The sequence below is a fragment of the Pseudomonas oryzagri genome (assembly GCF_020831405.1).
Taxonomy (GTDB): Bacteria; Pseudomonadota; Gammaproteobacteria; order Pseudomonadales; family Pseudomonadaceae; genus Geopseudomonas; species Geopseudomonas oryzagri.
In genome coordinates this window covers 296,142-318,456 of the sequence record NZ_JAJHPU010000015.1, presented here as the reverse complement: position 1 = coordinate 318,456, position 22,315 = coordinate 296,142, and the positions used below count along the sequence as shown (strand labels likewise).

Sequence of the window (22,315 nt, the reverse complement as noted above, 5' to 3'; positions counted from 1 at the left end):
AGAAGTCGATCTGGTTCGGCATCCTCGCCCTGATGGTGGTGGAGATCGGCCTGATCCACCCGCCTTTGGGGATGAACCTGTTCATCGTGCAGCGCACCGCAGGCGATGTGCCCTACGGCGAGACCGCCCGCGGCATCATCCCGTTCCTGTGCTCGGACCTGCTGCGCATCGTCCTGCTGGTGGCCTTCCCGTCCCTCAGTCTGTGGTTGCTCGGCGCCCTCGCCTGAGCCGCCTGAAATGCACAAGGCCCCGCCCGGCAATGCCGGGCGGGGCCTTGTCGTTGGCGGGCGGCGTCAGACCGCGACCGGCGCCTTGATGTGCGGGTGGGCCTGGTAGCCGGTCAGCTCGAAGTCCTCGAAGCGGAAGGCGAACAGGTCCTTCACGTCGGGATTGAGCTTCATCTGCGGCAGCGGGAAGGGCTCGCGCGACAGCTGCAGGTCGGTCTGCTCCAGGTGGTTGGCGTACAGGTGGCAGTCGCCGCCGGTCCAGATGAACTCGCCCGGTTGCAGGTCACAGACCTGGGCGACCATCAGGGTCAGCAGGGCGTAGCTGGCGATGTTGAACGGCACGCCGAGGAAGATGTCCGCCGAGCGCTGGTACAGCTGGCAGGACAGCCTGCCGTCGGCGACATAGAACTGGAACAGCGCGTGGCATGGCGGCAGGGCCATCTGCTCGACCAGCGCCGGGTTCCACGCCGAGACGATCAGCCGGCGCGAGTCCGGATTCTTTTTGATCATCGCGATCAGGTTGGCGATCTGGTCGATCGACTCGCCGGTGGGCGAAGGCCACGAGCGCCACTGGTAGCCGTACACCGGGCCCAGCTCGCCGTTCTCGTCGGCCCACTCGTCCCAGATGCTGACGCCGTTGTCCTGGAGGTACTGGATGTTGGTCTCGCCCTTGAGGAACCACAGCAGCTCGTGGACGATCGATTTCAGGTGGCACTTCTTGGTGGTGACCAGCGGGAAGCCGTCGGCCAGGTCGAAGCGCATCTGGTGGCCGAACACGCTGTAGGTGCCGGTGCCGGTACGGTCGGCCTTGAAGGTGCCGGTCTCGCGCACGCGGCGCATCAGGTCGAGGTACTGTTTCATCGGGGACACCGGGGCAGGCGAAAGCGGCCAATGGTAAGAGCCGCACGCCGTACCTTCAAGGAGTCCCGGACAACTGTAGGGGCGAATTCATTCGCCTGACCGGGGCCACGCTGGCGAATGAATTCGCCCCCTGCAGGGTACGTCCGGCATCTCGGTAGGCCTGAGACCGTAGGGTAGAAAACGCGTGCAGCGATTTTCCACCGATTCCGGCCGAAAGGTGGGTAATCGCTGCGCGAGTTACCCACCCTGCTTTCCGGCCGGGGCGGCGCGGTCCGCTCAGGCCACGCGTGCCTGGCGCTGGTAGGCGTATGCCATCAGGCCGAGGCCGCCGAGGATCATCGGCAGGCTGAGCAACTGGCCCATGGTCAGCCAGCCGCCGGCCAGGTAGCCGAGCTGGGCGTCGGGCACGCGGACGAACTCGACCAGGAAGCGGAACAGCCCGTAGCAGGCGGCGAACAGCCCGGACACCGCCATGGTCGGCCGCGGCTTGCTGGAGTACAGCCAGAGGATGACGAACAGCGCCACCCCTTCGAGGGCGGCCTGGTACAGCTGCGAGGGATGGCGGGCGAGCTGCGCCGGGTCGCTCCACGCCGGGAAGACCATGGCCCACGGCAGGTCGGTGGGCTTGCCCCACAGCTCGGCGTTGATGAAGTTGCCGATGCGCCCGGCGCCCAGGCCGATCGGCACCATCGGGGCGATGAAGTCGAGCAGCTCGAACAGGCTCTTGCCGTGGCGGCGGCCGAACCACCACATCGCCAGCATCACGCCGAGGAAGCCGCCGTGGAACGACATGCCGCCTTCCCAGATGCGCAGCAGCCACAGCGGGTCCCTGAGGAACTGCTCGAAGTTGTAGAACACCACGTAGCCGAAGCGCCCGCCGAGCACCACGCCGCAGGCTGCCCAGAACACCAGGTCGGAGAGAGTGTCGCGGGTCCAGCTGGAGTCGAAGCGCGCCAGGCGGCGGGAGGCCAGCCACCAGGCGCCGCCGATGCCGACCAGGTACATCAGGCCGTACCAGTGGATCTTCAGCGGGCCGAGGGCGATGGCCACCGGGTCGATCTGCGGGTAAACCAGCATGTCAGGTCCTCAGAGCAGGAAATTCAGGCCGACGCAGAGCAGCAGCAGGGCGAACAGGCGCTTGAGCATCAGCGGCGACAGCTTGTGCGCCAGCTGGGCGCCGAAGCGGGCGAAGAACATCGACGTGGCGGCGATGCCCACCACCGCCGGCAGGTAGACGAAGCCTACGCTCCACTGCGGCAGCTGCGGCTCATTGTGGCCCAGCCACATGAAGCTCAGCGCGCTGGCCACGGCGATCGGCAGGCCGCAGGCCGCCGAGGTGGCCACCGCCTGCTGCATCGGCAGGCTGCGCCAGGTGAGGAACGGCACGGTCAGCGAGCCGCCGCCGATGCCGATGATCGCCGAAGCCCAGCCGATCACCGTGCCGGCGGCGCCGAGGCCGGCCTTGCCGGGGACGCTGCCGCTGGCCTTGGGCTGCAGGTTGAAGGCCATCTGCGCAGCCACGCTGATGGCGAACACGCCGATCACCTTCTGCAGCCATTCGCCGTGCAGCAAGGATGCGGTCAGACCGCCGAGCACGCTGCCGCCGAGGATGCCGACCGCCAGCCAGCGCACGATCTCCCAGCGCACCGCGCCGCGCGCGTGGTGGGCGCGGATCGAGTTGATCGAGGTGAAGGCGATGGTCGCCAGCGAGGTGCCGACCGCCATGTGGGTGAGCACTTCCGGGGCGAAACCCTGTGCCTGGAAGCTGTAGACCAGCACCGGCACGATGATCATGCCGCCGCCCACGCCGAACAGCCCGGCCAGCACGCCGGCCGCGGCGCCCAGGATCAGGTAGATAACGAACTCCATTGCCACTCCCCGCAAGCAAAGCGGCATGGTAGCGGATTGGCCGCCCGCGGCTCTAGGCTCCGGGTGAAATAGCGTGGCGGTGCCGGGTCGTTTGCCTCCGCTGTGGATCGCCGAGGCTGTGGGACCGGGCGCTGCCACGCGTCCGCGCCGCGGAGTGCGGCGTGGGAGCGAGGCCTTGGGGCGGGCGGACCGGCCGCTAGTTCTGCACGCTGCCGGCCGGAGCCAGCATGCGGCTCAGTCCGAGGTTGCGCAGGTGCAGCTGCAGGGTGCTGTGGATCAGCGGGGCGTGGTCGAGGGTCAGCACCAGGTCGAGCAGGTCGCGCGCCTGCTCGAGCGACAGCTGGCGCAGCAGCCACTTCACCTTGGGCAGGTTGGTGGCGTTCATCGACAGCGAGTCGAAGCCCATCGCCATCAGCAGCAGGGCGGCGGCCGGATCGCCGGCCATCTCGCCGCAGATGCTCACCGGCTTGCCGACGCTGTGCGCGTCGTCGACCACGCGCTTGAGGGCCTGCAGGATCGACGGGTGCAGGTAGTCGTAGAGGTTGGCGACCCGCGGGTTGTTGCGGTCGACCGCCAGCAGGTACTGGGTCAGGTCGTTGGAACCGACCGACAGGAAGTCGACCTGGCGGGCCAGTTCGCGGGTCTGGAACACCGCGGCGGGGATCTCGATCATCACCCCCACCGGCGGCATCGGCACGTCGACGCCTTCCTCGCGCACCTCGCTCCAGGCGCGGTGCAGCAGGCGCTGCGCCTCCTCGAGCTCCGGCAGACCGCTGATCATCGGCAGCAGGATGCGCAGGTTCTCCAGTCCCTCGCTGGCCTTGAGCATGGCGCGCGCCTGGACCAGGAAGATCTCCGGGTGGTCGAGGGTGATGCGGATGCCGCGCCAGCCGAGGAAGGGGTTGTCTTCCTTGATCGGGAAGTAGGACAGCGCCTTGTCGCCGCCGATGTCCAGGGTGCGCATGGTCACCGGCAGCGGATGGAAGGCCTTGAGCTGGTCGCGGTAGATCGCCACCTGCTCCTTCTCGCTGGGGAAGCGCTCGTTGGTCATGAACGGCACTTCGCTGCGGTACAGGCCGACGCCCTCGGCACCGCGCTCCTGGGCGCGGGCGATGTCGGCGAACAGGCCGGTGTTGACCCACAGCGGCATGCGGTGGCCGTCCTGGGTCTCGCAGGGCAGGCTGCGCAGGGCGTCGAGGCCGAGGTTGAGCTGGCGCTCCGCCTCGGCGATCTCGGCGAACTGGCGGCGCAGGCCGGGCGAGGGGTTGGTGAACACGTCGCCGCGGTAGCCGTCGACGATCAGCTCGATGCCGTCGAGCATGGTGTAGGGCAGGTCGACCGCACCCATCACCGTGGGGATGCCCATGGCGCGGGCGAGGATGGCGACGTGCGAGTTGCTCGAACCGGTCACCGAGACCAGGCCGATCAGCTTGCCGGGCGGCACCTCGCCGAGCATCGCCGGCGACAGCTCCTCGCTGACCAGGATGGTGTTGTCCGGATAGACCAGCTTCTGCTGGCGGGCCTGCTGCAGGTAGGCGAGGATGCGCCGGCCGATGTCCTTGACGTCCGAGGCGCGCTCGCTGAGGTAGGCGTCGTCCATCAGCTCGAAGCGCTGCACGTGACCGTTGACCACCTGGCGCAGGGCGCCCTGCGCCCACTGGCCGGTCTCGATGACCTTGATCACCTCGCCGGCGATCGAGGCGTCGTCGAGCATCATCAGGTAGACGTCGAACAGCGCGCGCTCTTCCTGGCGCAGCTGGGTGGCCATGCGCGCGGACAGCTCGCGCATGTCCTTACGCACCGCCTCGAGGGCGTTGTAGAAGTAGGCGATCTCGCCGTCGATGTCGTCGATCGTGCGGTCCGGCACCACTTCAAGGTCGGCCGGCGGCAGCACCACCACGGCGCTGCCCAGGGCCACGCCGGGCGAGCCGGGCACGCCGAGGAAGCGGGTGTCGGGGGTGGCCTTGCCCTGCTTGCCGAGGCCACGGATCGAGCCGGTGGCCTCGGCGTGGGCGATCACCCCGGCGAGCTGGGCGCTCATGGTGACCAGGAAGGCTTCCTCGCCCTCGTCGAACTGACGGCGCTCCTTCTGCTGCACCACCAGCACGCCCATCACCCGGCGATGGTGGATGATCGGCGCACCGAGGAAGGAGGCGTAGCGCTCCTCGCCGGTCTCGGCGAAGTAGCGGTAGCGCGGATGGCTGGCGGCGTCCTCGAGGTTGAGCGGCTCCTCGCGGGTACCGACCAGGCCGACCAGGCCCTCGCTGGGGGCCATGCTGACCTGGCCGATGGCGTCCTTGTTGAGGCCCTCGGTGGCCATCAGCACGAAGCGGTTGCTCTGCGGGTCGAGCAGGTACACCGAGCAGACCTGGGTGCCCATGGCTGCGCGCACGCGCTCGACGATGATCGTCAAGGCGGTGTCGAGATCCCGGGCGGCGTTCACCTCCTGGATGATCTTGCGCAGCGTGTGGAGCATGGTCAAAGGATGGGCGCTCCTCTAGGTCGGCCTCGGGGAATGATTCAGTCGCGGATCGGCAGGCGCGGCGCCAGCTCCTTGAGGGCGCGGCGATACACCTCGCGCTTGAAGGACACCACCTGGTCCAGCGGATACCAGTAGCTGACCCAGCGCCAGCCGTCGAACTCGGGCTTGCCGGTCAGGTCCATGCGCACCCGCCCCTCATCGCCGGTCAGGTGCAGCAGGAACCACTTCTGCTTCTGGCCGATGCACAGCGGCTGGCTGTGGGTGCGCACCAAGCGCTGGGGCAAACGATAGCGCAACCAGCCGCGCGTGCAGGCGAGGATGCGCACATCTTCGGGCTCCAGGCCGACCTCTTCGTTCAATTCGCGATACAGTGCCTCTTCCGGCGACTCCTGCGGGTGGATGCCGCCCTGCGGGAACTGCCAGGCATCCTGGTTGATGCGTCGCGCCCACATCACCTGGCCGATCTCATTGGCCAGGATGATGCCGACATTGGGTCGAAAGCCATCGGAATCGATCACGGCAGATACCTCAAAACACATATGCCCGGATTGTTCCACAAAGCCCGTCACAGCAGCAACGCGGATGCGGCCGTGCATGGGCAGCCCCGACAAAACGGGGTACGCTTGGCCCTCCCATTCCTGCCTGAAGAGAACCTATCCGTGCGTCTGGCGCTATTCGACCTCGACAATACCCTGCTGGCCGGCGACAGCGACCATGCCTGGGGCGACTGGCTGTGCCGCCGCGGCATCCTCGACGAGGCCACCTACAAGGCACGCAACGACGAGTACTACGAGGACTACCTGGCCGGCCGCCTGGACATCAATGCCTACCTGAACTTCTGCCTGGCGGTGCTCGGCCAGTACGACAAGGACCAGCTGGACACCTGGCATCGCGAGTTCATGGCCGAGTGCATCGAGCCGATCATCCTGGCCAAGGGCGAGGCGCTGCTCGCCGAGCATCGCGCCGCCGGCGACAAGCTGGTGATCATCACCGCCACCAACCGCTTCGTCACCGCGCCGATCGCTGCGCGCCTGGGCGTCGACACCCTGCTGGCCACCGAGTGCGAGATGCAGGACGGCCAGTACACCGGCCGCACCACCGACATCCCCTGCTTCCGCGAGGGCAAGGTGACCCGTCTGGATCGCTGGCTGCTGGAGAGCGGCGTGAGCCTGGACGGCAGCACCTTCTATAGCGACTCGCGCAACGACCTGCCGCTGCTCGAGCAGGTCGACCACCCGGTAGCGGTCGATCCCTGCCCGGAGCTGCGCGCCATCGCCGAGGCGCGCGGCTGGCCGGTGATTTCGCTGCGCGGCTGAGCCTGCCAGCCAGAACGAAGACGGCGCCTGCGGGCGCCGTCTTCGTTTCCGGCCGCAGCGGTCGTAGGGGGGAAAACTCGCGCAGCGGTTATCCTCGCGATTGCCGGGCCGGAGGGGGAAGGGCCGGTGGCCGTTTCCCACCCGGCAAGACCTGGCCTCGGCTCAAGCCGGCTTGACCACCATCAGGAAGAAGATCGCCACGAAGGCGGTGAACGCCGGCCAGCCGAGGGCGAACCACCAGGCCATGTAGCGGCCGGCCAGCGGCGGCAGCGGCGTGCCGTCGCGCAGCGCCTGCACGGCGAGGTCGCGCACGCGCAGCTGCAGCCAGACCACCGGCAGCCAGCACAGCCCGGCCAGGACGTAGAGCGCCAGGCTCGCCAGCAGCCAGTGCTGGCCGAGCGACCAGCCGGCCAGATGGACCATGGCCAGGCCGCTGAGCGGCTGGATGATGGCGGTGGGCGTGGTGAACAGCCAGTCGGCGACGACCAGATGGCGAAAGGTGGTGGCGATCACCGTCAGCTCGCCGCTCTTCCAGGCGCGCCAGGCGTACCAGGCCGAGCCGAGGCCGGTGCCGAACAGCAGGGTGGAAGAGAGGATGTGCAGGGTCTTGAGCAACAGGTAGAGGGTCACGGTTCGCTCCGTCCGCGCTCGCCGGGCAGCCACAGCAGCCAGAGACTGACGGCGAGCAGCGCGAGGTTCTTGCCGACGCCCTGGAAGGGGTCGAACCAGTAGTGCGGCAGCAACCAGGTGATCAGCGCGGTGTAGCCGAGCATCACGGCGATCTGCGCCTGCAGGGCGCGGCGCCGCCAGCGTCGCCACAGCAGGCCGATGCCCAGCGCGGCGTCGAGCAGCGCGCCGCCGACCACCGCGATGCGCGCCGGCCAGCCGTCGATGCCGGCTTCGCCGAGAATGCGTAGCCCCCAGCCGAAGCCCGGGCCCAGGCAGGCCAGCGCGGTGCCCAGCCAGACCAGCGCCAGCAGGGCGAGCAGCAGCGGTTGCAGCACCAGGCCGAGGCTGTGGGTCGCCTGCGGCCAGTCTTGCAGGCGCGCGGCGAGCGGCAGGCAGCGGTAGCCGCAGGCTTCGGCCAGCGGCTCGGCCGCGGCGAGGTTGTCGCGCCGCGCCAGGTGCAGCGTCTGGCGGTTCAGCGCGCACCAGCCGCCAAGCTCGCCGAGCCGCGCACCGAGGGCGGCCAGCGGCCGCGGCAGCGTCCAGTAGCGCCCCGGGCCCCAGCCCTGGGCGGCGCGCAGGCGATCGAGCAGCTGGCCCATGGTCAGCGCCTCGGGGCCGACCAGCGCCAGGCTGCACGGCTGCGCCGGCCAGTGCGCGAGCAGGGCGAGCACCGCGCCGCACAGATCGTCGACGTGCAGCGGCTGCAGGCGCGCGCGATTGTCGAGCAGCGGCGTCCACGGCCAGGGCGACAGGCGCTGCAGCCAGCGGCTGCTGGTCGCGCCGGGACCGAGCACCAGCGAGGGGCGCAGCACCACGGCGGGAATGCCCAGATCGAGCAGGTGGCGCTCGGCGGCGGCCTTGCTGGCGAGGAATTCGGTGTCCGGAGCATCCTCGGCGCCCAGCGCGGAGATCTGCAGTACCCGCGCGCCCCGGGCGGCGGCCAGCTCGAACAGCGCGCAGGCGCCGAGCTGCTGCACCTCGTGCAGGAGGGCGCGGTCGGTGGAGAGCAGGCCGGCGGCGTTGATCGCCAGCTCGATGCCGTCCGGCCAGGCGAAGCTGCGCGGATCGCGGGCCAGCTCGGCCAGATCCAGCGCCAGCCAGTCGCCGTCGGCGGCCGGATCGGGGTGGCGCGCGGTGGCCAGCACTTGGTGGCCGGCGGCGCGCAGGGCGGCGTGCAGGTGGCGGCCGATGAAGCCGCTGGCGCCGACCAGCAGGATGCGCATCAGCACAGCCTCCCGGTCGGACGGTGGAGCGGGTGGGGCATGGCGATCACCTCCCTGTGATCGGTCCGGCCGGCTCAGCCGAGGAACAGCCGGTAGGCGGGGTCATCGCTGGCGCTCCAGTACGGATAGCCGATGCTGTTCAGCGCCTCGGTGAGCAGCGACAGGTCGGCCTCGGGCACCTGCATGCCGACCAGCACGCGGCCGTCGGCGGCGCCGTGGTTGCGGTAGTGGAACATCGAGATGTTCCAGCGCCCGCCCAGCTTGTTGAGGAAGTTGAACAGCGCGCCGGGGCGCTCGGGGAACTCGAAGCGGAACACCCGCTCGTTGTCCGCCCCCGGCGCGTGGCCGCCGACCATGTGGCGGATGTGCAGCTTGGCCAGCTCGCTCTCGGTCAGGTCGAGGACCGGGAAGCCCTGCTCGCGCAGGCCGGCGACCAGTTGCTCGCGCGGGTCGGTTTCCGGGTGGGTCTGCACGCCGACGAAGATGTGCGCTTCGTCCGGGCGGTTGTAGCGATAGTTGAACTCGGTGATCGAGCGCTTGCCCAGCGCCTGGCAGAAGGCCTTGAAGCTGCCCGGCTTCTCCGGGATGGTCACGGCGATGATCGCCTCGCGCTGCTCGCCCAGCTCGGCGCGCTCGGCGACGTAGCGCAGGCGGTCGAAGTTGACGTTGGCGCCCGAGTCGATGGCCACGAGGGTCTGCCCGCTGACGCCGGTGCGCTGCACGTAGCGCTTGATCCCGGCCACGCCCAGGGCGCCGGCCGGCTCGGTGATCGAGCGCGTGTCGTCGTAGATGTCCTTCATCGCCGCGCAGATCTCGTCGGTGGTCACGGTGATCACCTCGTCGACGTGCTCGCGGCAGATGCGGAAGGTCTCGGCGCCGATCTGCGCCACCGCCACGCCGTCGGCGAACAGGCCGACCTGGCCGAGCACCACGCGCTCGCCGGCGGCCATGGCGGCGCGCAGGCAGTCGGACTCCTCGGGCTCGACGCCGATCACCTTGATGTCCGGGCGCAGGTACTTGACGTAGGCGGCGATGCCGGCGATCAGGCCGCCGCCGCCGACCGGCACGAAGATGGCGTCCAGGCGCCCCGGCTGCTGGCGGAGGATCTCCATGGCGATGGTGCCTTGCCCGGCGATCACCTCCGGATCGTCGTAGGGATGCACGAAGGTGTAGCCCTTCTCCTCGACCAGCTTCAGGCAGTGCGCCAGCGCCTCGGGAAACGCCTCGCCGTGCAGCACCACGCGGGCGCCGCGGGCGCGCACCGCCTGCACCTTGATGTCCGGGGTGGTCTTGGGCATCACGATCACCGCCTTGATGCCGAGCTGCTTGGCGCTCAGCGCCAGACCCTGGGCGTGGTTGCCGGCGGAGGCGGCGATCACCCCGCGCGCCTTCTCCTCCTCGCTGAGCTGGGCGACCTTGTTGTAGGCGCCGCGGATCTTGAAGGAGAACACCGGCTGCAGGTCCTCGCGCTTGAGCAGGATCTGGTTGCCGAGCCGTTCGGAAAGGCTGCGCGCCGGGTGCAGGGGGGTTTCCACCGCCACGTCGTAGACGGGCGAGGTGAGGATCTTCTTGACGTACTGTTCGAGCATCGGGAGGGATCGCAGGCGAAAGGGGCAGAATGGACCGAGTCTACTCCTGTGACCGATGGTCGGCCAACGGCCCGGCCGCGTGGCGCCGGCATGGCGCTATAATAGAGGTCGATTTTTCCTCCTCGCGGAATCCGTCATGAACCAGGATCAGCTCAAGCAGGCGGTGGCCCAGGCCGCCGTCGATTTCATCCGCCCGCGTCTCGACGCCAAAAGCATCGTCGGGGTAGGGACCGGTTCCACCGCCAACTGCTTCATCGATGCGCTGGCCAAGATCCGCCACGACTTCGATGGCGCGGTGGCCAGTTCCGAGGCTACCGCCGAGCGCCTGAGGAGCCACGGCATCCCGGTGTATGATCTCAACAGCGTCGCCGAGCTGGAGTTCTACGTCGACGGCGCCGACGAGTGCGATGCGCAGCTGCGGCTGATCAAGGGCGGCGGCGGCGCGCTGACCCGCGAGAAGATCGTCGCGGCGGTGGCCAAGACCTTCGTCTGCATCGCCGACCAGAGCAAGCTGGTCGAGCGCCTGGGCGCCTTCCCGCTGCCGGTGGAAGTGCTGCCGATGGCGCGCAGCCATGTGGCCCGCGAGCTGGTCAAGCTCGGCGGCGACCCGGAGTACCGCGAGGGCTTCGTCACCGACAACGGCAACATCATTCTTGATGTGCACAACCTGGTGATTGGCGATGTCGTAGGGCTGGAGGAGCAGATCAACAACATCGTCGGCGTGGTCACCAACGGCCTGTTCGCCGCCCGCCCGGCCGACCTGGTGCTGCTCGGCACCGCCGAGGGCGTGCGCCGCCTCGAGCACTGAGGCGGTCCGCGCGACACCGCAACGCCGGTCGGCCTCGCGCCGCCCGGCGTTTTTTGTTGCCTGGCGCACGTTCCACCGCATTTCTCCAGCCTGCGCGGCAACCGGTTGAGCATCCGGTGGTCCCAGCGACTAGGGTTATCGATAACCGATGACCCGCGACAAGGAGGTGCCCCATGTCCGGCAAGTTCCACCTCAAGAAGGCCGCCAACGGCCAGTTCCACTTCAACCTGGAGGCCAGCAACGGCCAGCCGATCCTGACCAGCGAGCTGTACAAGGCCAGGGAGTCGGCGCTCAACGGCATCGAGTCGGTGCGCAAGAACGCCGTCCGCGAGGACGCCTTCGAACCGCTGCTCGGCAAGGATGGCCGTCCCTATTTCGTGCTCAAGGCCGGCAACGGCCAGACGATCGGCCAGAGCCAGATGTACACCACGGTCGACGGCTGCAAGCTGGGCATGGAATCGGTGAAGCGCCACGCGCCCGACGCCGTGCTGGTCGACGAAAGCCAGGAGTGAGTCGGCGGCTCACTCGTCTTTCGGCCGCTTGCCGAACACGTAGAACAGGTTCGGCTCGCTGACCAGGTAGAGGTTGCCGCTGTCGTCCATGGCGATCCCCTCGGCCTGCGGAATCGTTCTCTCCAGGCCGTGGCGGCCGGCCACCAGCGACAGGCTGCTGACCGGCCGGCCGGCACCGTCCAGCTCCAGCACCAGCCTCGATTCGTCGGACAGCGCCAGCAGATGGCCGCTGGCCGCGTCGAAGTGCAGGCTGGACAGGTCGCGGACGAACAGCCGGGCGTCGCGCGCCGGATCGTCGAGCACCTGCATCACCAGTGGCTGCCCGTCGTCGGCCTGGGGGAAGCCGCGAATCTCGTAGATGCTCATGGGATCGCGCTCCTTGGCGACGAACAGGCGCCGTCCGGCGGCGTCGTAAGCCAGTCCCTCGAAACCCTTGTTGCCGTTACGGCCCATGCCCAGCGCCAGTTGCTCGCCGTCGCCGGCATCCACGCGGGTGGTGGTGTCGTCGAGACGCACGGCGATCAGGCGCTGATCACGCTCGTCGCTGACCACATACAGGCCGGGGGCGATGTACTCGATGGCCTCCGGATCGCGGAAGCCGTGCAGGGCGATGCGCCGCAGGATGCGGCCGTCCAGCGACAGCTCGAGCAGCTCGGGATTGGCGTTGGTGACGGCGAACAGGCTGCGCCGCTGCGGATCGAAGGTCAGCCCGGAAAGATCGTCGGCCACCCCCGCGATCGGGCGCGCCTCGATGCTCACCCGATAGTCCGGCAGCCAGAGGGCGTGCGCCCGCCACTCGCCGGCATGCTGCCATTCGCGGACGAAGAACCAGCCGCGCTCGAACAGGCGCAGATGCTGGGCGAAGGCCAGCAGGCCGAGCGCCAGCAGGCCGGCGAGCAGCCAGGGAAGCGGATGAGTCCCGCGCGTTCGGTGCGGCGTGGACGGGGACAGCGGCATGGGCAGGGCGCTCGGCATGATGGCGTGCGTCTCGTGGGTGGATGTGCGCCCACGAGCTTGCCCCCCGTTGATGACTCTAGTCTTACCGCGGCGCCTCTGCCGGCCGGCGGCTGAACACATAGAAGCGATTGGGCTCGCCGACCACGTAGATGTTGCCGGCGGCGTCCATCGCCACGCCCTCGGCCTGCTTGATGCCTTGCGCCAGACCGTGCAGGCCGCCGAACAGGCCGATGAAGCTGCGCGGCTGGCCCTGCAGATCCAGCTCCACCAGCAGGCGCGACTCGTCGGAGAGCAGCAGGGTGTGGCCGCTGCGCGGGTCGATGGTCACCGAGGACAGGTCGCGGACCAGCAGGTGGCCGCTGGGGACCGGCTCCAGGGTGCCGGCGGCGCCGTCCTCGCCGGGGAACGGCAGGCTGAACAGACCCAGCGGCTCGCGCTCCTTGGCCAGCAGCAGGCGACGGGTGTGCGGATTCCAGGCCAGGCCCTCGAAGCCCTTGTTGCCGGAGTCGGCGAAGCCCAGGTCGTAGCTGGGCAGGGCGTCCAGATCGAGGCGCTCGACGCCGGGCGCGAGGTGGAACACCGCCAGGCGGTGACGACGCTCGTCGACGATGGCCAGGCGGCCATCGTCCAGGGCCTCGACCGCTTCCGGATCGGCGAAACCGTCGAGGCGGATGCGGCGCAGGATCACCCCGCTGGTGGTGAACTCCACCAGTTGCGGGTTCTGCCCGGTGACGGTGAACAGCGTGCCGGTCAGCGGGCTCCAGGTCAGGCCGGAGGTTTCGTCTTCCTCGAGGCCGGCCAGGCGGGTTTCCAGTGTCAGCTGGTAGTCCGGCAGCCAGATGCTGTCCTGACGCGTCTGCGCGCTGGTGCGCTGCTCGTGCCAGTAGAGGCCCAGTTGGTCGTCCCAGTGCAGCAGGTGGCCGGCGAGCAGCAGGGCGGCGGTGACGAGCAGCAGGCTGAGGGCGAGCGGGCGTCGCCAGCGGCAGCGGCGGGGGGAGGGAGAGGACATCGGACGGCCTTGCGGACAGGGCGCGACAGAATGCCTGCCGAATGTTGAAGAGCGTGTGAAACGGTCAGCAGCGGTGCGGAGCGAAGGCCTGGCCTGCGCTCCGCCAGCCACTCACAGCACGTGGGTCTCGAAGCGGCACAGGCCGGGCAGTTCGAGCGCCAGCTGGTCGCCGTGGCCCAGCGGGCCGACGCCGGCCGGGGTGCCGGTGAGCACCACGTCGCCCGGCTGCAGGGAGAAGTGGCCGCTGATGTAGCGGATCAGGGCGAGGATCGGCGTCAGCATGTCGCGGCTGTTGCCGTCCTGGCGCACTTCGCCGTTGACGGTCAGGCGCACGCCGATGTCGGCGAGGTCCTCGACCGCGTCGGCGGGCACGAAGGGCGACAGCGGGCAGGCGCCGTCGAAGGCCTTGGCGATTTCCCAGGGATGGCCCTTGTCCTTGAGGCGCGCCTGCACGTCGCGCAGGGTCAGGTCCAGGGCCAGGCCGAAGCCGGAGATGGCGCCGCGGGCCTCGTCGTCGTCCGGCTGGGTCGACAGCGGCTTGCCGATCAGCACGGCGATCTCGGTCTCGTAGTGCACCTCGCCACGGCCTTCGGGGATGGCGAAGCCGCCTTCCAGGTCGACCACCGCGGTGGCCGGCTTGATGAACAGCAGCGGTTCGCTGGGCACCGGATTGTTGAGTTCCTTGGCGTGCTCGGCGTAGTTGCGACCGACGCAGACTACCTTGCCCAGCGGGAAGTGGATGCGGGTGCCGTCGACGTACTGGTGCTGGTAGCTCATGCGTGACTCCTGGTAATCCGTAGGGTGGAGAACCGCGAGGCGTTTTCCACCGTGGCGATGCGGGGTGGCAAAGGCCGTGGGCCGCTTGCCACCCTGCGCGAGCGCCGGCCTCAGGCGAAGATCTTGCCGGGGTTCATGATGCCGTTGGGATCGAACACCGCCTTGACCGCCTTCATGTAGGCGATCTCCGCTTCCGAGCGACTGTAGCCCAGGTAGTCGCGCTTGGTCATGCCCACGCCGTGTTCGGCGCTGATCGAACCGTTGTACTTCTCCACGGTCTCGAACACCCACTTGTTGACGGTGGCGCACTTGGCGAAGAAGTCTTCCTTGGCCAGGGCGTCGGGCTTCAAGATGTTCAGGTGCAGGTTGCCGTCGCCGATGTGGCCGAACCAGACGATCTCGAAGTCCGGGTAGTGCTCGCCGACGATGGCGTCGATTTCCTTGAGGAACGCCGGCACCCTGGAGACGGTGACCGAGATGTCATTCTTGTACGGGGTCCAGTGCGAGATGGTCTCGGAGATGTACTCGCGCAGCTTCCACAGGTTCTGCAGCTGCTGCTCGCTCTGGCTCATCACGCCGTCGAGCACCCAGCCCTGCTCGACGCAATGCTCGAACAGCTCCAGGGCGGCGTTGGCGACTTCCTCGCTGCTGGCCTCGAACTCGAGCAATGCGTAGTACGGGCAGTCGGTCTCGAACGGCGCCGGCACGTCGCCGCGCGCCAGCACCTTGGCCAGCGCCTTGTCGGAGAAGAACTCGAAGGCGGTCAGGTCGAGCTTGCTCTGGAAGGCGTGCAGCACCGGCATGATCGAGTCGAGGTCGGCGGCGCCGAGGACCATGGCGGTGAGGTTCTTCGGCGCGCGTTCCAGGCGCATGGTGGCTTCGACCACGAAGCCCAGGGTGCCCTCGGCGCCGATGAACAGCTGGCGCAGGTCGTAGCCGGTGGCGTTCTTGATCAGGTCGCGGTTCAGCTCGAGGATGTCGCCCTTGCCGGTGACCACCTTCATGCCGGCCACCCAGTTGCGGGTCATGCCATAGCGGATCACCTTGATGCCACCGGCGTTGGTGCCGATGTTGCCGCCGATCTGGCTGGAGCCGGCCGAGGCGAAGTCCACCGGGTAGTACAGGCCCTGCTCCTCGGCGAAGTTCTGCAGCTGCTCGGTGACCACGCCGGCCTGGCACACCACGGTGCGGTCGAAGGCGTTGAAGTCGAGAACCTTGTTCATGTAGTCGAAGGCCACCACCACCTCGCCATGCGCGGCGACGGCGCCGGCGGACAGGCCGGTGCGGCCGCCCGAGGGCACCAGGGCGACCTTGCGCTCGTTGGCCCAGCGCACGATGCCCTGCACTTCCTCGATGGACTTGGGGAAGGCGATGGCCAGCGGCGCCGGGGCGAACTGCTTGGTCCAGTCCTTGCCGTAGGCGTCCAGGGAGTCGGCGTCGGTCAGCACCTTGCCGGGCTCGACCAGGGTCTTCAGTTCTTCGATCAGGGCAGCTTGGCTCATCTGCGGAAATCTCGGGCGGTTCATGGTCACCCTGAGCAGGCTTCATGCTCGGGGATGGGCGCTTCGCGGGGGCGCTATGGTAGCATACGCACCCCGCCGATCGCGCCGCCGCCGACTCGCGGGTCGGCACAGCCCGCGCTGTCCACCGCCCAGACAACCCCCGGGACAACAGGTTTACGCAGATGAGCAAGACGACCTCTCTCGACAAGAGCAAGATCAAGTTCCTTCTTCTCGAAGGTGTGCACCAGAACGCCGTGGATATCCTCAAGGCCGCCGGCTACACCAACATCGAGTACCTGAAGGGCGCCCTGTCCGGCGAGGAGCTCAAGGCCAAGATCGCCGACGTGCACTTCATCGGCATCCGCTCGCGCACCCAGCTGACCGAGGAAGTCTTCGACGCCGCCAAGAAGCTGGTCGCCGTCGGCTGCTTCTGCATCGGTACCAACCAGGTCGACCTCAACGCGGCCCGCGAGCGCGGCATCGCCGTGTTCAACGCCCCCTACTCCAACACCCGCTCGGTGGCCGAGCTGGTGCTCGCCGAAGCCATCCTGCTGCTGCGCGGCATCCCGGAGAAGAACGCCTCCTGCCACCGCGGCGGCTGGATCAAGTCGGCGGCCAACTCCTTCGAGATCCGCGGCAAGAAGCTCGGTATCGTCGGCTACGGCTCGATCGGCACCCAGCTGTCGGTGCTGGCCGAGGCCCTCGGCATGCAGGTCTACTTCTACGACGTGGTGACCAAGCTGCCGATCGGCAACGCCACCCAGATCGGCTCGCTGCACGAGCTGCTGGGCATGTGCGACATCGTCTCCCTGCACGTGCCGGAGCTGCCGTCCACCCAGTGGATGATCGGCGAGAAGGAAATCCGCGCCATGAAGCCGGGCGGCATCCTGATCAACGCCGCGCGCGGCACCGTGGTCGAGCTGGACCACCTGGCCCAGGCCATCAAGGACGAGCACCTGATCGGCGCCGCCATCGACGTGTTCCCGGTCGAACCCAAGTCCAACGACGAGGAGTTCGCCAGCCCGCTGCGCGGCCTGGATCGCGTGATCCTCACCCCGCACATCGGCGGCTCCACCGCCGAGGCGCAGGCCAACATCGGCCTGGAAGTGGCCGAGAAGCTGGTCAAGTACAGCGACAACGGCACCTCGGTGTCTTCCGTGAACTTCCCGGAAGTGGCCCTGCCGGCGCACAAGGGCATGCATCGCCTGCTGCACATCCACCAGAACATTCCGGGCGTGCTCAGCGAGATCAACAAGGTGTTCGCCGACAACGGCATCAACATCTCCGGCCAGTTCCTGCAGACCAACGAGAAGGTCGGCTACGTGGTGGTCGACGTCGACAAGGAATACTCCGACCTGGCCCTGGAGAAGCTCCAGGAGATCAAGGGCACCATCCGCTGCCGCGTGCTGTTCTAAGCGTCCGCCGGATGTGAAAAAGGGAGGCCTCGGCCTCCCTTTTTCGTTCTCGCCATCACTTCACGGTGACGGTGATCTTCTCCGACAGCACCGGCGGCTGGTGCGGCACGTGGTTCTTGTCGCCCATCAGCAGCTGCAGGGTATGCCGGCCCGGCGGCAGGGTCAGCTCGGTCTCGGTCTGGCCCTTGCCGAAGTGGCGGATGTTCTCGGTGGTCGGCAACGGCTGGTCCATGGCCGGCATCTGGCTGACGTCCACCAGCAGATGGTGGTGGCCGGAGGCCGGGGTGTCGCTGCCGGCCGGCGCCACGCTCATGCCGGTGAGGCCGAACTTGACGGTGAAGGTCGGGGCGACGCTGGCGCCGTCGGCCGGTTCGAGGATGGCCACGGCCGCGTCGGCCGGGGCGGGAGTGCGCGGGGTTTCGGCCATGGCGGGAGCGGCCAGGGTGACCGCGGCGAGCAGGCCGCAGGTAACGAGCAGAGAGCGCATCGCAAGGTTCCTTGTGCGGGGAAAATCCCGTTACAGACTAGCCGGCCCGGCGCAAGGTTCCAGTGGAGGCGCGCAGGTCAGAGCGGCCCGCTGCCGCGCCGGCGATACCAGCCGGTCAGCGACAGGCGCTCGCGGCTGGCCGCCAGCACCTCGTGGGGAAAGTCGGCGGACATGAACACCACCAGGGTGCCGGCGGCCGGCAGCACGTCGCGCTCCTCGCCGTCCGGCAGCTCGATGCGCAGCGCGCCGCCGTGCTCCGCCTGCCAGTCGGCGTTGAGGTAGCACACCGTGGTCACCGTGCGGCGGTCGTCGTCGCGGAAGCGGTCGAGATGGCGGCGGTAGAAGCTGCCCGGCGGATACAGGGCGAAGTGGCACTCGTAGTCCTCGAGGCCGAGGAACAGCTCGCGGTTGAGCGTCGCGCGCAGCTCGTCGAGCAGATCCAGGTACTGGTCGGTGGCCGGCGTCTCGCCGCGGCCCAGCCATTGGATATGGTCGCCGCGAATGCCCTCGTCGACCAGTTGGCCGCTGCCGCGGCCGACCGAGGCGCGTGCCAGTGCGCCGGCGGCGTGGCGGCGGCGGCATTCGGCGGCCAGCGCGCCGGCCAGGCCCGGCGGCAGGGCGTCGCTCTGCACCGACCAGCCGCGCTCGGCCAGGTCGTCGAGGATACGGGCCGAAAGGGGGGTGGGACTGGCTTCGCGCATGGCGCACTCCGGGGCAGCGAGGGGCGACGGGAGGCGGAGTGTACGGGCTGGCGGACGGCTTGCCGAGCCGCTTTTTGCCGCAGCGTCGTCTGCCCGCTCACGACTCGCCGCGCGTCGCAGGGAACCATTGCCGGTGGCGGCGGACCAACTCGGCAGGCGCCTTGCCGGCGGGCGATTGTCGATCACCGGTATGGTGAGCTGTCTCGACAAGTTGACCGCCGCGCGCCGACAATACGCCCCTGTTTCGCGGGAGTTGCCATGCGTGTCCTGATCGCCCTTGCCCTTTGTGTCGTCAGCCTGCTGAGCCGGGCCGACGAGCACGAGCTGCTCTACGAGCTGGCCGGCTGGCCACAGCAGCGCGAGCACTTCAGCGCCGCCCTGGTCAACGCCCAGCAGCGCTACCAGAGCAGCCTGCCACCGGCGGTCTATCAGTCTCTGGTCGACAACAGCAACCGCCGTTTCGACCCGCAGGCGATCGATCAGCGCGCGCTGGCCAGTCTGCGCCAGGCCCTGCCCGACCCGCTGCCGGCGATCCGCTTCTTCGACAGCCCGCTGGGCCGCGCCGTGGTGCAGCGCGAGGTGAGCGCCACCTCGCCGGGCGAACTCAACCGCCACAGCGGCGGCCTGCCCAAGATGACCGCGTCGGCGGCCCGCCGCGCCCTGGTGCAGCGCGTGGGCAAGGCCCTGCCGGCGCGCGAGGCCGGCGCCGAGGTCAGCCTGGCGCTGGCCGGCGTGGCCGCCGACAGCCTGAGCCAGATGCTCCCCGGCCTGTCCGGGCTGCTCGGCAATGGCGGCGCCCCGCAGGACATGCTCGGCGGCCAGCGCGAGCGGCTGATGCAGCAGATCGACGGCCAGCTGGAGAACACCCTGCTGTACGTGTACCGCGAGCTGAGCGACGCCCAGCTCGGCGAGTACGCCGCCTTCGCCGAGTCGGCGGAGGGCCAGGCCTACTACCGCGCCGCCTTGCAGGCGATCCGCGCCGGCCTGCAGACCGCGCAGTAAGCCCGCGCCTACTTCTCCCTATCCCTGCAGGTCCGCCGCCAGCCGACGGATCGCCGCCTGGCGCTCGGCCTGCTGCGGGCGGGCGCCGTCGTTCAGGCTCGACCACTGCGGATGGGCGCGCGCCCGGTGCAGCACCTCCGGCAGTTTTCCCTCGCGCCAGATCTGCTCCTGCGGGTTGTCCAGGCGGATGCGCTGCTGCGCGGCGTGGCCGCGGCTTTCCAGGGCGATGAGCAGCTGACGCTGGCGCAGGGCCAGCAGGCGCAGCACGGCGTCGTCGGCGGTCAGCTCGCGCTGGCCGGTGAGCTTGCCCTTCAGGCGCTCGCCGTAGTTGCGCAGGGTCTGCCAGGCGCCGCCGGCGAGGGCGCCGAGCAGGGTGGCGGCGCCCAGGCTCAGGCCGCCGACCATCAGGTCGATGCCGGCTCCCGCCGCGGCGCCGGCCGCCATGCCGCCGCCGACCTTCACCCCCAGTTGGCGGAGGGTCTCCGGGTGGAACAGATCGTCGCCCCAGCGCCCGTCCAGCAGCGGCAGCGTGCCGGTCTCGGCGTCGCCTGGGCGAAAGGTGTACAGCTCGAGCAGGGCCTCGACGCAGCGTTGCTCGCGCGCGCGCAGCTCGCCCTGCAGGCGCTCGACCGCGGCGGCCAGGCTGGCCGCATCGCCGTCCACCAGGCGCCGGCAGGCGGCGGCGTCGACCAGCAGCTCGGCGATCAGCCGCGCCCCGGCGGCGCGACGTGCCAGGCGCTGCGCCTGGTGATCGGCGATCAGTCGTTCGAGCGCCGGGCGGGCGTGCTCGAGCAGCAGCGCCAGGCTTTCGTACAGGCGCCGCTCGCCGTCCAGAGGCGGCGCCACGCTGTCGAAGCGCACCAGCGCGTGCAGGCCGAGGCGGGCCAGCGCGGCGCGCCAGTCGGCCTCGCGGTGCTGCTCGGCGGCGACGAAGTTGAGCACCGGCAGCAGCGGCTTGCCGCCGTCGGCGAGCACCGCCAGCTCGTCGCGGTACTTGGCCAGCACCGGCTCGCGGGCGTCGATCACGTATAGCCCGGCGTCGCACAGCAGCAGCTGGCGCAGCACCTTGGCTTCCTGCTCGAAGCGGCCGTGCGCCTCGCCGCCGGCCAGGAAGCGGCGGATGCGTTCGGGGCCGTCGAGGCGCTCGCCGGGTCCGGCGAGGGCGTCGAGGTAGTCGCGCAGGGCGATGGCGTCCTCCAGGCCGGGGGTGTCGTACAGCTCGAGCAGCGCCTCGCCGTCCACCGCCAGACGCGCGCCCTCGACGTGGCGAGTGGTGCTGGGGCGGTGGGAGACCTCGCCGAAGCCGACGTCGCGGGTCAGGGTGCGCAGCAGCGAGGTCTTGCCGACGTTGGTGTGGCCGACCACGACGATTTTCAGCGCTTCAGTCATCACCGCTCTCCAGCCAGCGCCAGGTCGCGCGGTCGTTCCAGGGCAGTTGCAGCTCGTCGAGGGCGGCCTGCCAGTCGCCCAGGCGCTGCTGGTCCAGCGTCTCGCCGGAGGGCGCCGGCAGCAGCCAGATGCGCGTGGCGCCGGCCGCGCGGGCCAGCTCGCCGAGCAGCGCCAGGGTGCCGCGGTCCGGCGAGCGGCGCGGGTCGCAGGCGATCAGCAGGCGCGCCGGCGGCTGGCGGCTGAGCTGCTCGAGCAGGCGGCGGCGCTGCGCGCCGTCGTCGAGAATGCCGGCATCCCTGACCCCGGCCGGCAGCGCCGGCGGCCAGGCGCGCTCGCCGTCGAGTTCCACCGCCACCAGCAGGCCGCCGGGGGTGGTCGTTGCGGCGTGACCGGCATGCGGCTGGTGCAGCTGCGCCGGAGCCAGGTCGCTGACGCCGAGGCGCTCGCTGGACGGCAGCAGGCGCTCGCGCAGACGGCTGTAGCCGGGCTGCTCGAGGTCCAGGGCCAGGCGCGCCAGGCCGCGGCGCCACTGCACCAGGCACAGCAGCGCCAGCAGCGCGCGCGGCAGCAGGCCGTAGAGCGCGAACACGCCGAGCAGCCAGGCGGCCCAGGTCTGTCGCGCCGCCTCGCCGCCGACCACCGCCTCGCCGCTGGCGCGCAGCAGCGCGAGGTCCGGCTGCGGAAAGCCGAGCAGCGCGGGCCCGGCGCCGAGGCCGTGGATCAGCGCGGCGAAGCTGTCCGCCGGCAACAGGGTGGTCTCCCAGACGAAGCCGTAGCGGCGGGTGGCCAGCTGCGCGAGCAGCACGGCCAGCGCGGCGAGCAGGGCGAGCAGCCACAGGCCATGGCTGAGCAGGCCGAGCGCCCAGCGCTGCAGGCCTTGGCGGGCGAGCAACCCCAAGAGCGCCGGGCCGAGCTGGGCGCCGCGGCGATCGCGCAGCAGGCGCTCGCTGAGGCCCAGCCACAGGCGGCCGAGGGCGCTGCCGGCTTCGCCGCCGAAGGCGAAGCCCAGTGCCCAGCCGGCGAGGGTGACCAGATGCAGGCCGAGCAGGCTGCCCAGCGCCCACAGCAGGTTGACCGGGCGGCTGCCGTCGCCGAGCGCCGCAAAGGCCAGCCCGGCGCCGCTGCCGACCGCCAGCGCGGCGAGCAGCAGCACGGCCAGGCGGGCACCCTGGCGCCAGTGACGCAGGGCCTGGTCGAGGCCGTCGCGCTGGGCCAGCCGTTCGGCGCGAACGAGGATGCGCCGCTGCAGGTCGCCGCCGGCGGCGCGGGCCAGGCGGCTGGCTTCGGCATCTTCCAGCGGCCCGCCCTGCTCCTCGGCGAGGCGCAGGGCTTCGGCGAGCCACAGGGCGTCGGGGATGGGGGTGAGCGGCAAGCGGCCTCCATGGCGTCGGGGGATAGGCAGAGGATAACCGCTGCGCGGCCGTTGGTGCGCTCGCCAGCCAGGGCCAGGCCGGCAATGTCGGTCGAGGCTGCGGAGTTTGCCGGGCACGGATGCGTGTGCTGACGCCGTTTGCGACGCC

General features: G+C 69.7%; 22 protein-coding genes. 6 read left to right on the top strand and 16 right to left on the bottom strand.

Going from position 1 to position 22,315, the window contains the following annotated elements; all coding sequences use genetic code 11:
* Positions 1-227, top strand: a 227-nt coding sequence (locus LMJ29_RS04810; RefSeq protein ID WP_229604370.1) for a TRAP transporter large permease subunit, incomplete at its 5' end; no start/stop codon positions are given.
* 66 nt (positions 228-293) lie between these two features.
* Here LMJ29_RS04810 and LMJ29_RS04805 read toward each other — a convergent pair.
* The 5 genes from LMJ29_RS04805 to LMJ29_RS04785 all read right to left on the bottom strand — a co-directional run bounded on the left by LMJ29_RS04805 (position 294) and on the right by LMJ29_RS04785 (position 5,957).
* Positions 294-1,088 carry a thymidylate synthase gene (locus LMJ29_RS04805; protein WP_229604369.1) on the bottom strand — a complete coding sequence of 265 codons (795 nt, stop codon included), beginning with the start codon at positions 1,086-1,088 and terminating at the stop codon, positions 294-296.
* Positions 1,089-1,364: 276 nt separating this feature from the next.
* Positions 1,365-2,165, bottom strand: a complete 801-nt coding sequence (gene lgt, locus LMJ29_RS04800; RefSeq protein WP_229604368.1) for a prolipoprotein diacylglyceryl transferase — start codon at positions 2,163-2,165, stop codon at positions 1,365-1,367.
* Positions 2,166-2,174: 9 nt separating this feature from the next.
* Positions 2,175-2,957 carry a sulfite exporter TauE/SafE family protein gene (locus tag LMJ29_RS04795; protein ID WP_229604367.1) on the bottom strand — a complete coding sequence of 261 codons (783 nt, stop codon included), beginning with the start codon at positions 2,955-2,957 and terminating at the stop codon, positions 2,175-2,177.
* Positions 2,958-3,153: 196 nt separating this feature from the next.
* A complete protein-coding gene (gene ptsP / locus LMJ29_RS04790; RefSeq protein WP_229604382.1) occupies positions 3,154-5,433 on the bottom strand; it encodes a phosphoenolpyruvate--protein phosphotransferase in 2,280 nt (759 codons plus the stop codon).
* Positions 5,434-5,477: 44 nt separating this feature from the next.
* A complete protein-coding gene (locus tag LMJ29_RS04785; RefSeq protein WP_229604366.1) occupies positions 5,478-5,957 on the bottom strand; it encodes an RNA pyrophosphohydrolase in 480 nt (159 codons plus the stop codon).
* A gap of 141 nt (positions 5,958-6,098) precedes the next feature.
* On the opposite strand from LMJ29_RS04785, the gene LMJ29_RS04780 reads away from it, so the two are divergent.
* Positions 6,099-6,755, top strand: coding sequence for a histidinol-phosphatase (locus LMJ29_RS04780; RefSeq protein ID WP_229604365.1), 657 nt, complete (start codon positions 6,099-6,101; stop codon positions 6,753-6,755).
* A 162-nt stretch (positions 6,756-6,917) separates the two neighbouring features.
* Here the strand turns inward: LMJ29_RS04780 and LMJ29_RS04775 are convergent, their stop codons facing one another.
* From LMJ29_RS04775 to ilvA, 3 genes are all read right to left on the bottom strand, one after another.
* Positions 6,918-7,385, bottom strand: coding sequence for a DUF2269 family protein (locus tag LMJ29_RS04775; RefSeq protein ID WP_229604364.1), 468 nt, complete (start codon positions 7,383-7,385; stop codon positions 6,918-6,920).
* Positions 7,382-8,647, bottom strand: coding sequence for an SDR family oxidoreductase (locus LMJ29_RS04770; protein WP_229604363.1), 1,266 nt, complete (start codon positions 8,645-8,647; stop codon positions 7,382-7,384). The genes LMJ29_RS04775 and LMJ29_RS04770 overlap by 4 nt, the downstream gene beginning before the upstream one ends.
* 74 nt (positions 8,648-8,721) lie before the next feature.
* Positions 8,722-10,236 (bottom strand): threonine ammonia-lyase, biosynthetic, encoded by a 1,515-nt coding sequence (gene ilvA / locus LMJ29_RS04765; RefSeq protein WP_229604362.1) that lies wholly within the window; start codon positions 10,234-10,236, stop codon positions 8,722-8,724.
* 136 nt (positions 10,237-10,372) lie between these two features.
* Between ilvA and rpiA the strand changes: the two genes are divergently transcribed.
* Positions 10,373-11,044 carry a ribose-5-phosphate isomerase RpiA gene (gene rpiA, locus LMJ29_RS04760; protein ID WP_229604361.1) on the top strand — a complete coding sequence of 224 codons (672 nt, stop codon included), beginning with the start codon at positions 10,373-10,375 and terminating at the stop codon, positions 11,042-11,044.
* A 173-nt stretch (positions 11,045-11,217) separates the two neighbouring features.
* Positions 11,218-11,556, top strand: a complete 339-nt coding sequence (locus LMJ29_RS04755) for a YegP family protein (protein ID WP_229604360.1) — start codon at positions 11,218-11,220, stop codon at positions 11,554-11,556.
* A gap of 9 nt (positions 11,557-11,565) precedes the next feature.
* Here the strand turns inward: LMJ29_RS04755 and LMJ29_RS04750 are convergent, their stop codons facing one another.
* The 4 genes from LMJ29_RS04750 to LMJ29_RS04735 all read right to left on the bottom strand — a co-directional run bounded on the left by LMJ29_RS04750 (position 11,566) and on the right by LMJ29_RS04735 (position 15,801).
* Positions 11,566-12,513: an SdiA-regulated domain-containing protein gene (locus LMJ29_RS04750; RefSeq protein WP_229604359.1), complete on the bottom strand. Its 948-nt coding sequence runs from the start codon at positions 12,511-12,513 to the stop codon at positions 11,566-11,568.
* Positions 12,514-12,595: 82 nt separating this feature from the next.
* Positions 12,596-13,522, bottom strand: coding sequence for an SdiA-regulated domain-containing protein (locus tag LMJ29_RS04745; protein ID WP_229604358.1), 927 nt, complete (start codon positions 13,520-13,522; stop codon positions 12,596-12,598).
* Positions 13,523-13,633: 111 nt separating this feature from the next.
* Positions 13,634-14,299: a fumarylacetoacetate hydrolase family protein gene (locus LMJ29_RS04740; protein ID WP_229604357.1), complete on the bottom strand. Its 666-nt coding sequence runs from the start codon at positions 14,297-14,299 to the stop codon at positions 13,634-13,636.
* A gap of 110 nt (positions 14,300-14,409) precedes the next feature.
* Positions 14,410-15,801 (bottom strand): FAD-binding oxidoreductase, encoded by a 1,392-nt coding sequence (locus LMJ29_RS04735; RefSeq protein ID WP_229604356.1) that lies wholly within the window; start codon positions 15,799-15,801, stop codon positions 14,410-14,412.
* A gap of 182 nt (positions 15,802-15,983) precedes the next feature.
* Here LMJ29_RS04735 and serA point away from each other — a divergent pair, with 182 nt between their 5' ends.
* Positions 15,984-17,216: a phosphoglycerate dehydrogenase gene (gene serA, locus LMJ29_RS04730; RefSeq protein ID WP_229604355.1), complete on the top strand. Its 1,233-nt coding sequence runs from the start codon at positions 15,984-15,986 to the stop codon at positions 17,214-17,216.
* 55 nt (positions 17,217-17,271) lie between these two features.
* Here the strand turns inward: serA and LMJ29_RS04725 are convergent, their stop codons facing one another.
* On the bottom strand, positions 17,272-17,703 hold the full coding sequence (locus LMJ29_RS04725; RefSeq protein WP_229604354.1) for a DUF4399 domain-containing protein: 432 nt from the start codon (positions 17,701-17,703) through the stop codon (positions 17,272-17,274).
* A gap of 77 nt (positions 17,704-17,780) precedes the next feature.
* Positions 17,781-18,404 (bottom strand): 2OG-Fe(II) oxygenase, encoded by a 624-nt coding sequence (locus tag LMJ29_RS04720; protein ID WP_229604353.1) that lies wholly within the window; start codon positions 18,402-18,404, stop codon positions 17,781-17,783.
* 258 nt (positions 18,405-18,662) lie between these two features.
* Between LMJ29_RS04720 and LMJ29_RS04715 the strand changes: the two genes are divergently transcribed.
* The gene (locus LMJ29_RS04715; protein WP_229604352.1) at positions 18,663-19,406 is read left to right on the top strand and encodes a hypothetical protein; all 744 of its coding nucleotides are present in this window, start codon (positions 18,663-18,665) and stop codon (positions 19,404-19,406) included.
* Between the two features lie 18 nt (positions 19,407-19,424).
* Here LMJ29_RS04715 and LMJ29_RS04710 read toward each other — a convergent pair whose 3' ends face one another.
* Both LMJ29_RS04710 and LMJ29_RS04705 read right to left on the bottom strand, forming a co-directional pair.
* The gene (locus LMJ29_RS04710) at positions 19,425-20,795 is read right to left on the bottom strand and encodes a GTPase/DUF3482 domain-containing protein (protein ID WP_229604351.1); all 1,371 of its coding nucleotides are present in this window, start codon (positions 20,793-20,795) and stop codon (positions 19,425-19,427) included.
* Positions 20,788-22,167: a DUF2868 domain-containing protein gene (locus LMJ29_RS04705; protein WP_229604350.1), complete on the bottom strand. Its 1,380-nt coding sequence runs from the start codon at positions 22,165-22,167 to the stop codon at positions 20,788-20,790. The genes LMJ29_RS04710 and LMJ29_RS04705 overlap by 8 nt, the downstream gene beginning before the upstream one ends.
* Positions 22,168-22,315: the final 148 nt, after the last annotated feature.

What these genes read in the sequence shown, in the direction of transcription:
- LMJ29_RS04805 (WP_229604369.1), bottom strand. Translation starts at nt 1,088, where the DNA reads ATGAAACAGTACCTCGACCTGATGCGCCGCGTGCGCGAGACCGGCACC.
- lgt (WP_229604368.1), bottom strand. Translation starts at nt 2,165, where the DNA reads ATGCTGGTTTACCCGCAGATCGACCCGGTGGCCATCGCCCTCGGCCCG.
- LMJ29_RS04795 (WP_229604367.1), bottom strand. Translation starts at nt 2,957, where the DNA reads ATGGAGTTCGTTATCTACCTGATCCTGGGCGCCGCGGCCGGCGTGCTG.
- ptsP (WP_229604382.1), bottom strand. Translation starts at nt 5,433, where the DNA reads ATGCTCCACACGCTGCGCAAGATCATCCAGGAGGTGAACGCCGCCCGG.
- LMJ29_RS04770 (WP_229604363.1), bottom strand. Translation starts at nt 8,647, where the DNA reads ATGCGCATCCTGCTGGTCGGCGCCAGCGGCTTCATCGGCCGCCACCTG.
- ilvA (WP_229604362.1), bottom strand. Translation starts at nt 10,236, where the DNA reads ATGCTCGAACAGTACGTCAAGAAGATCCTCACCTCGCCCGTCTACGAC.
- rpiA (WP_229604361.1), top strand. Translation starts at nt 10,373, where the DNA reads ATGAACCAGGATCAGCTCAAGCAGGCGGTGGCCCAGGCCGCCGTCGAT.
- LMJ29_RS04755 (WP_229604360.1), top strand. Translation starts at nt 11,218, where the DNA reads ATGTCCGGCAAGTTCCACCTCAAGAAGGCCGCCAACGGCCAGTTCCAC.
- LMJ29_RS04750 (WP_229604359.1), bottom strand. Translation starts at nt 12,513, where the DNA reads ATGCCGCTGTCCCCGTCCACGCCGCACCGAACGCGCGGGACTCATCCG.
- LMJ29_RS04745 (WP_229604358.1), bottom strand. Translation starts at nt 13,522, where the DNA reads ATGTCCTCTCCCTCCCCCCGCCGCTGCCGCTGGCGACGCCCGCTCGCC.
- LMJ29_RS04740 (WP_229604357.1), bottom strand. Translation starts at nt 14,299, where the DNA reads ATGAGCTACCAGCACCAGTACGTCGACGGCACCCGCATCCACTTCCCG.
- LMJ29_RS04735 (WP_229604356.1), bottom strand. Translation starts at nt 15,801, where the DNA reads ATGAGCCAAGCTGCCCTGATCGAAGAACTGAAGACCCTGGTCGAGCCC.
- serA (WP_229604355.1), top strand. Translation starts at nt 15,984, where the DNA reads ATGAGCAAGACGACCTCTCTCGACAAGAGCAAGATCAAGTTCCTTCTT.
- LMJ29_RS04725 (WP_229604354.1), bottom strand. Translation starts at nt 17,703, where the DNA reads ATGCGCTCTCTGCTCGTTACCTGCGGCCTGCTCGCCGCGGTCACCCTG.
- LMJ29_RS04720 (WP_229604353.1), bottom strand. Translation starts at nt 18,404, where the DNA reads ATGCGCGAAGCCAGTCCCACCCCCCTTTCGGCCCGTATCCTCGACGAC.
- LMJ29_RS04715 (WP_229604352.1), top strand. Translation starts at nt 18,663, where the DNA reads ATGCGTGTCCTGATCGCCCTTGCCCTTTGTGTCGTCAGCCTGCTGAGC.
- LMJ29_RS04710 (WP_229604351.1), bottom strand. Translation starts at nt 20,795, where the DNA reads ATGACTGAAGCGCTGAAAATCGTCGTGGTCGGCCACACCAACGTCGGC.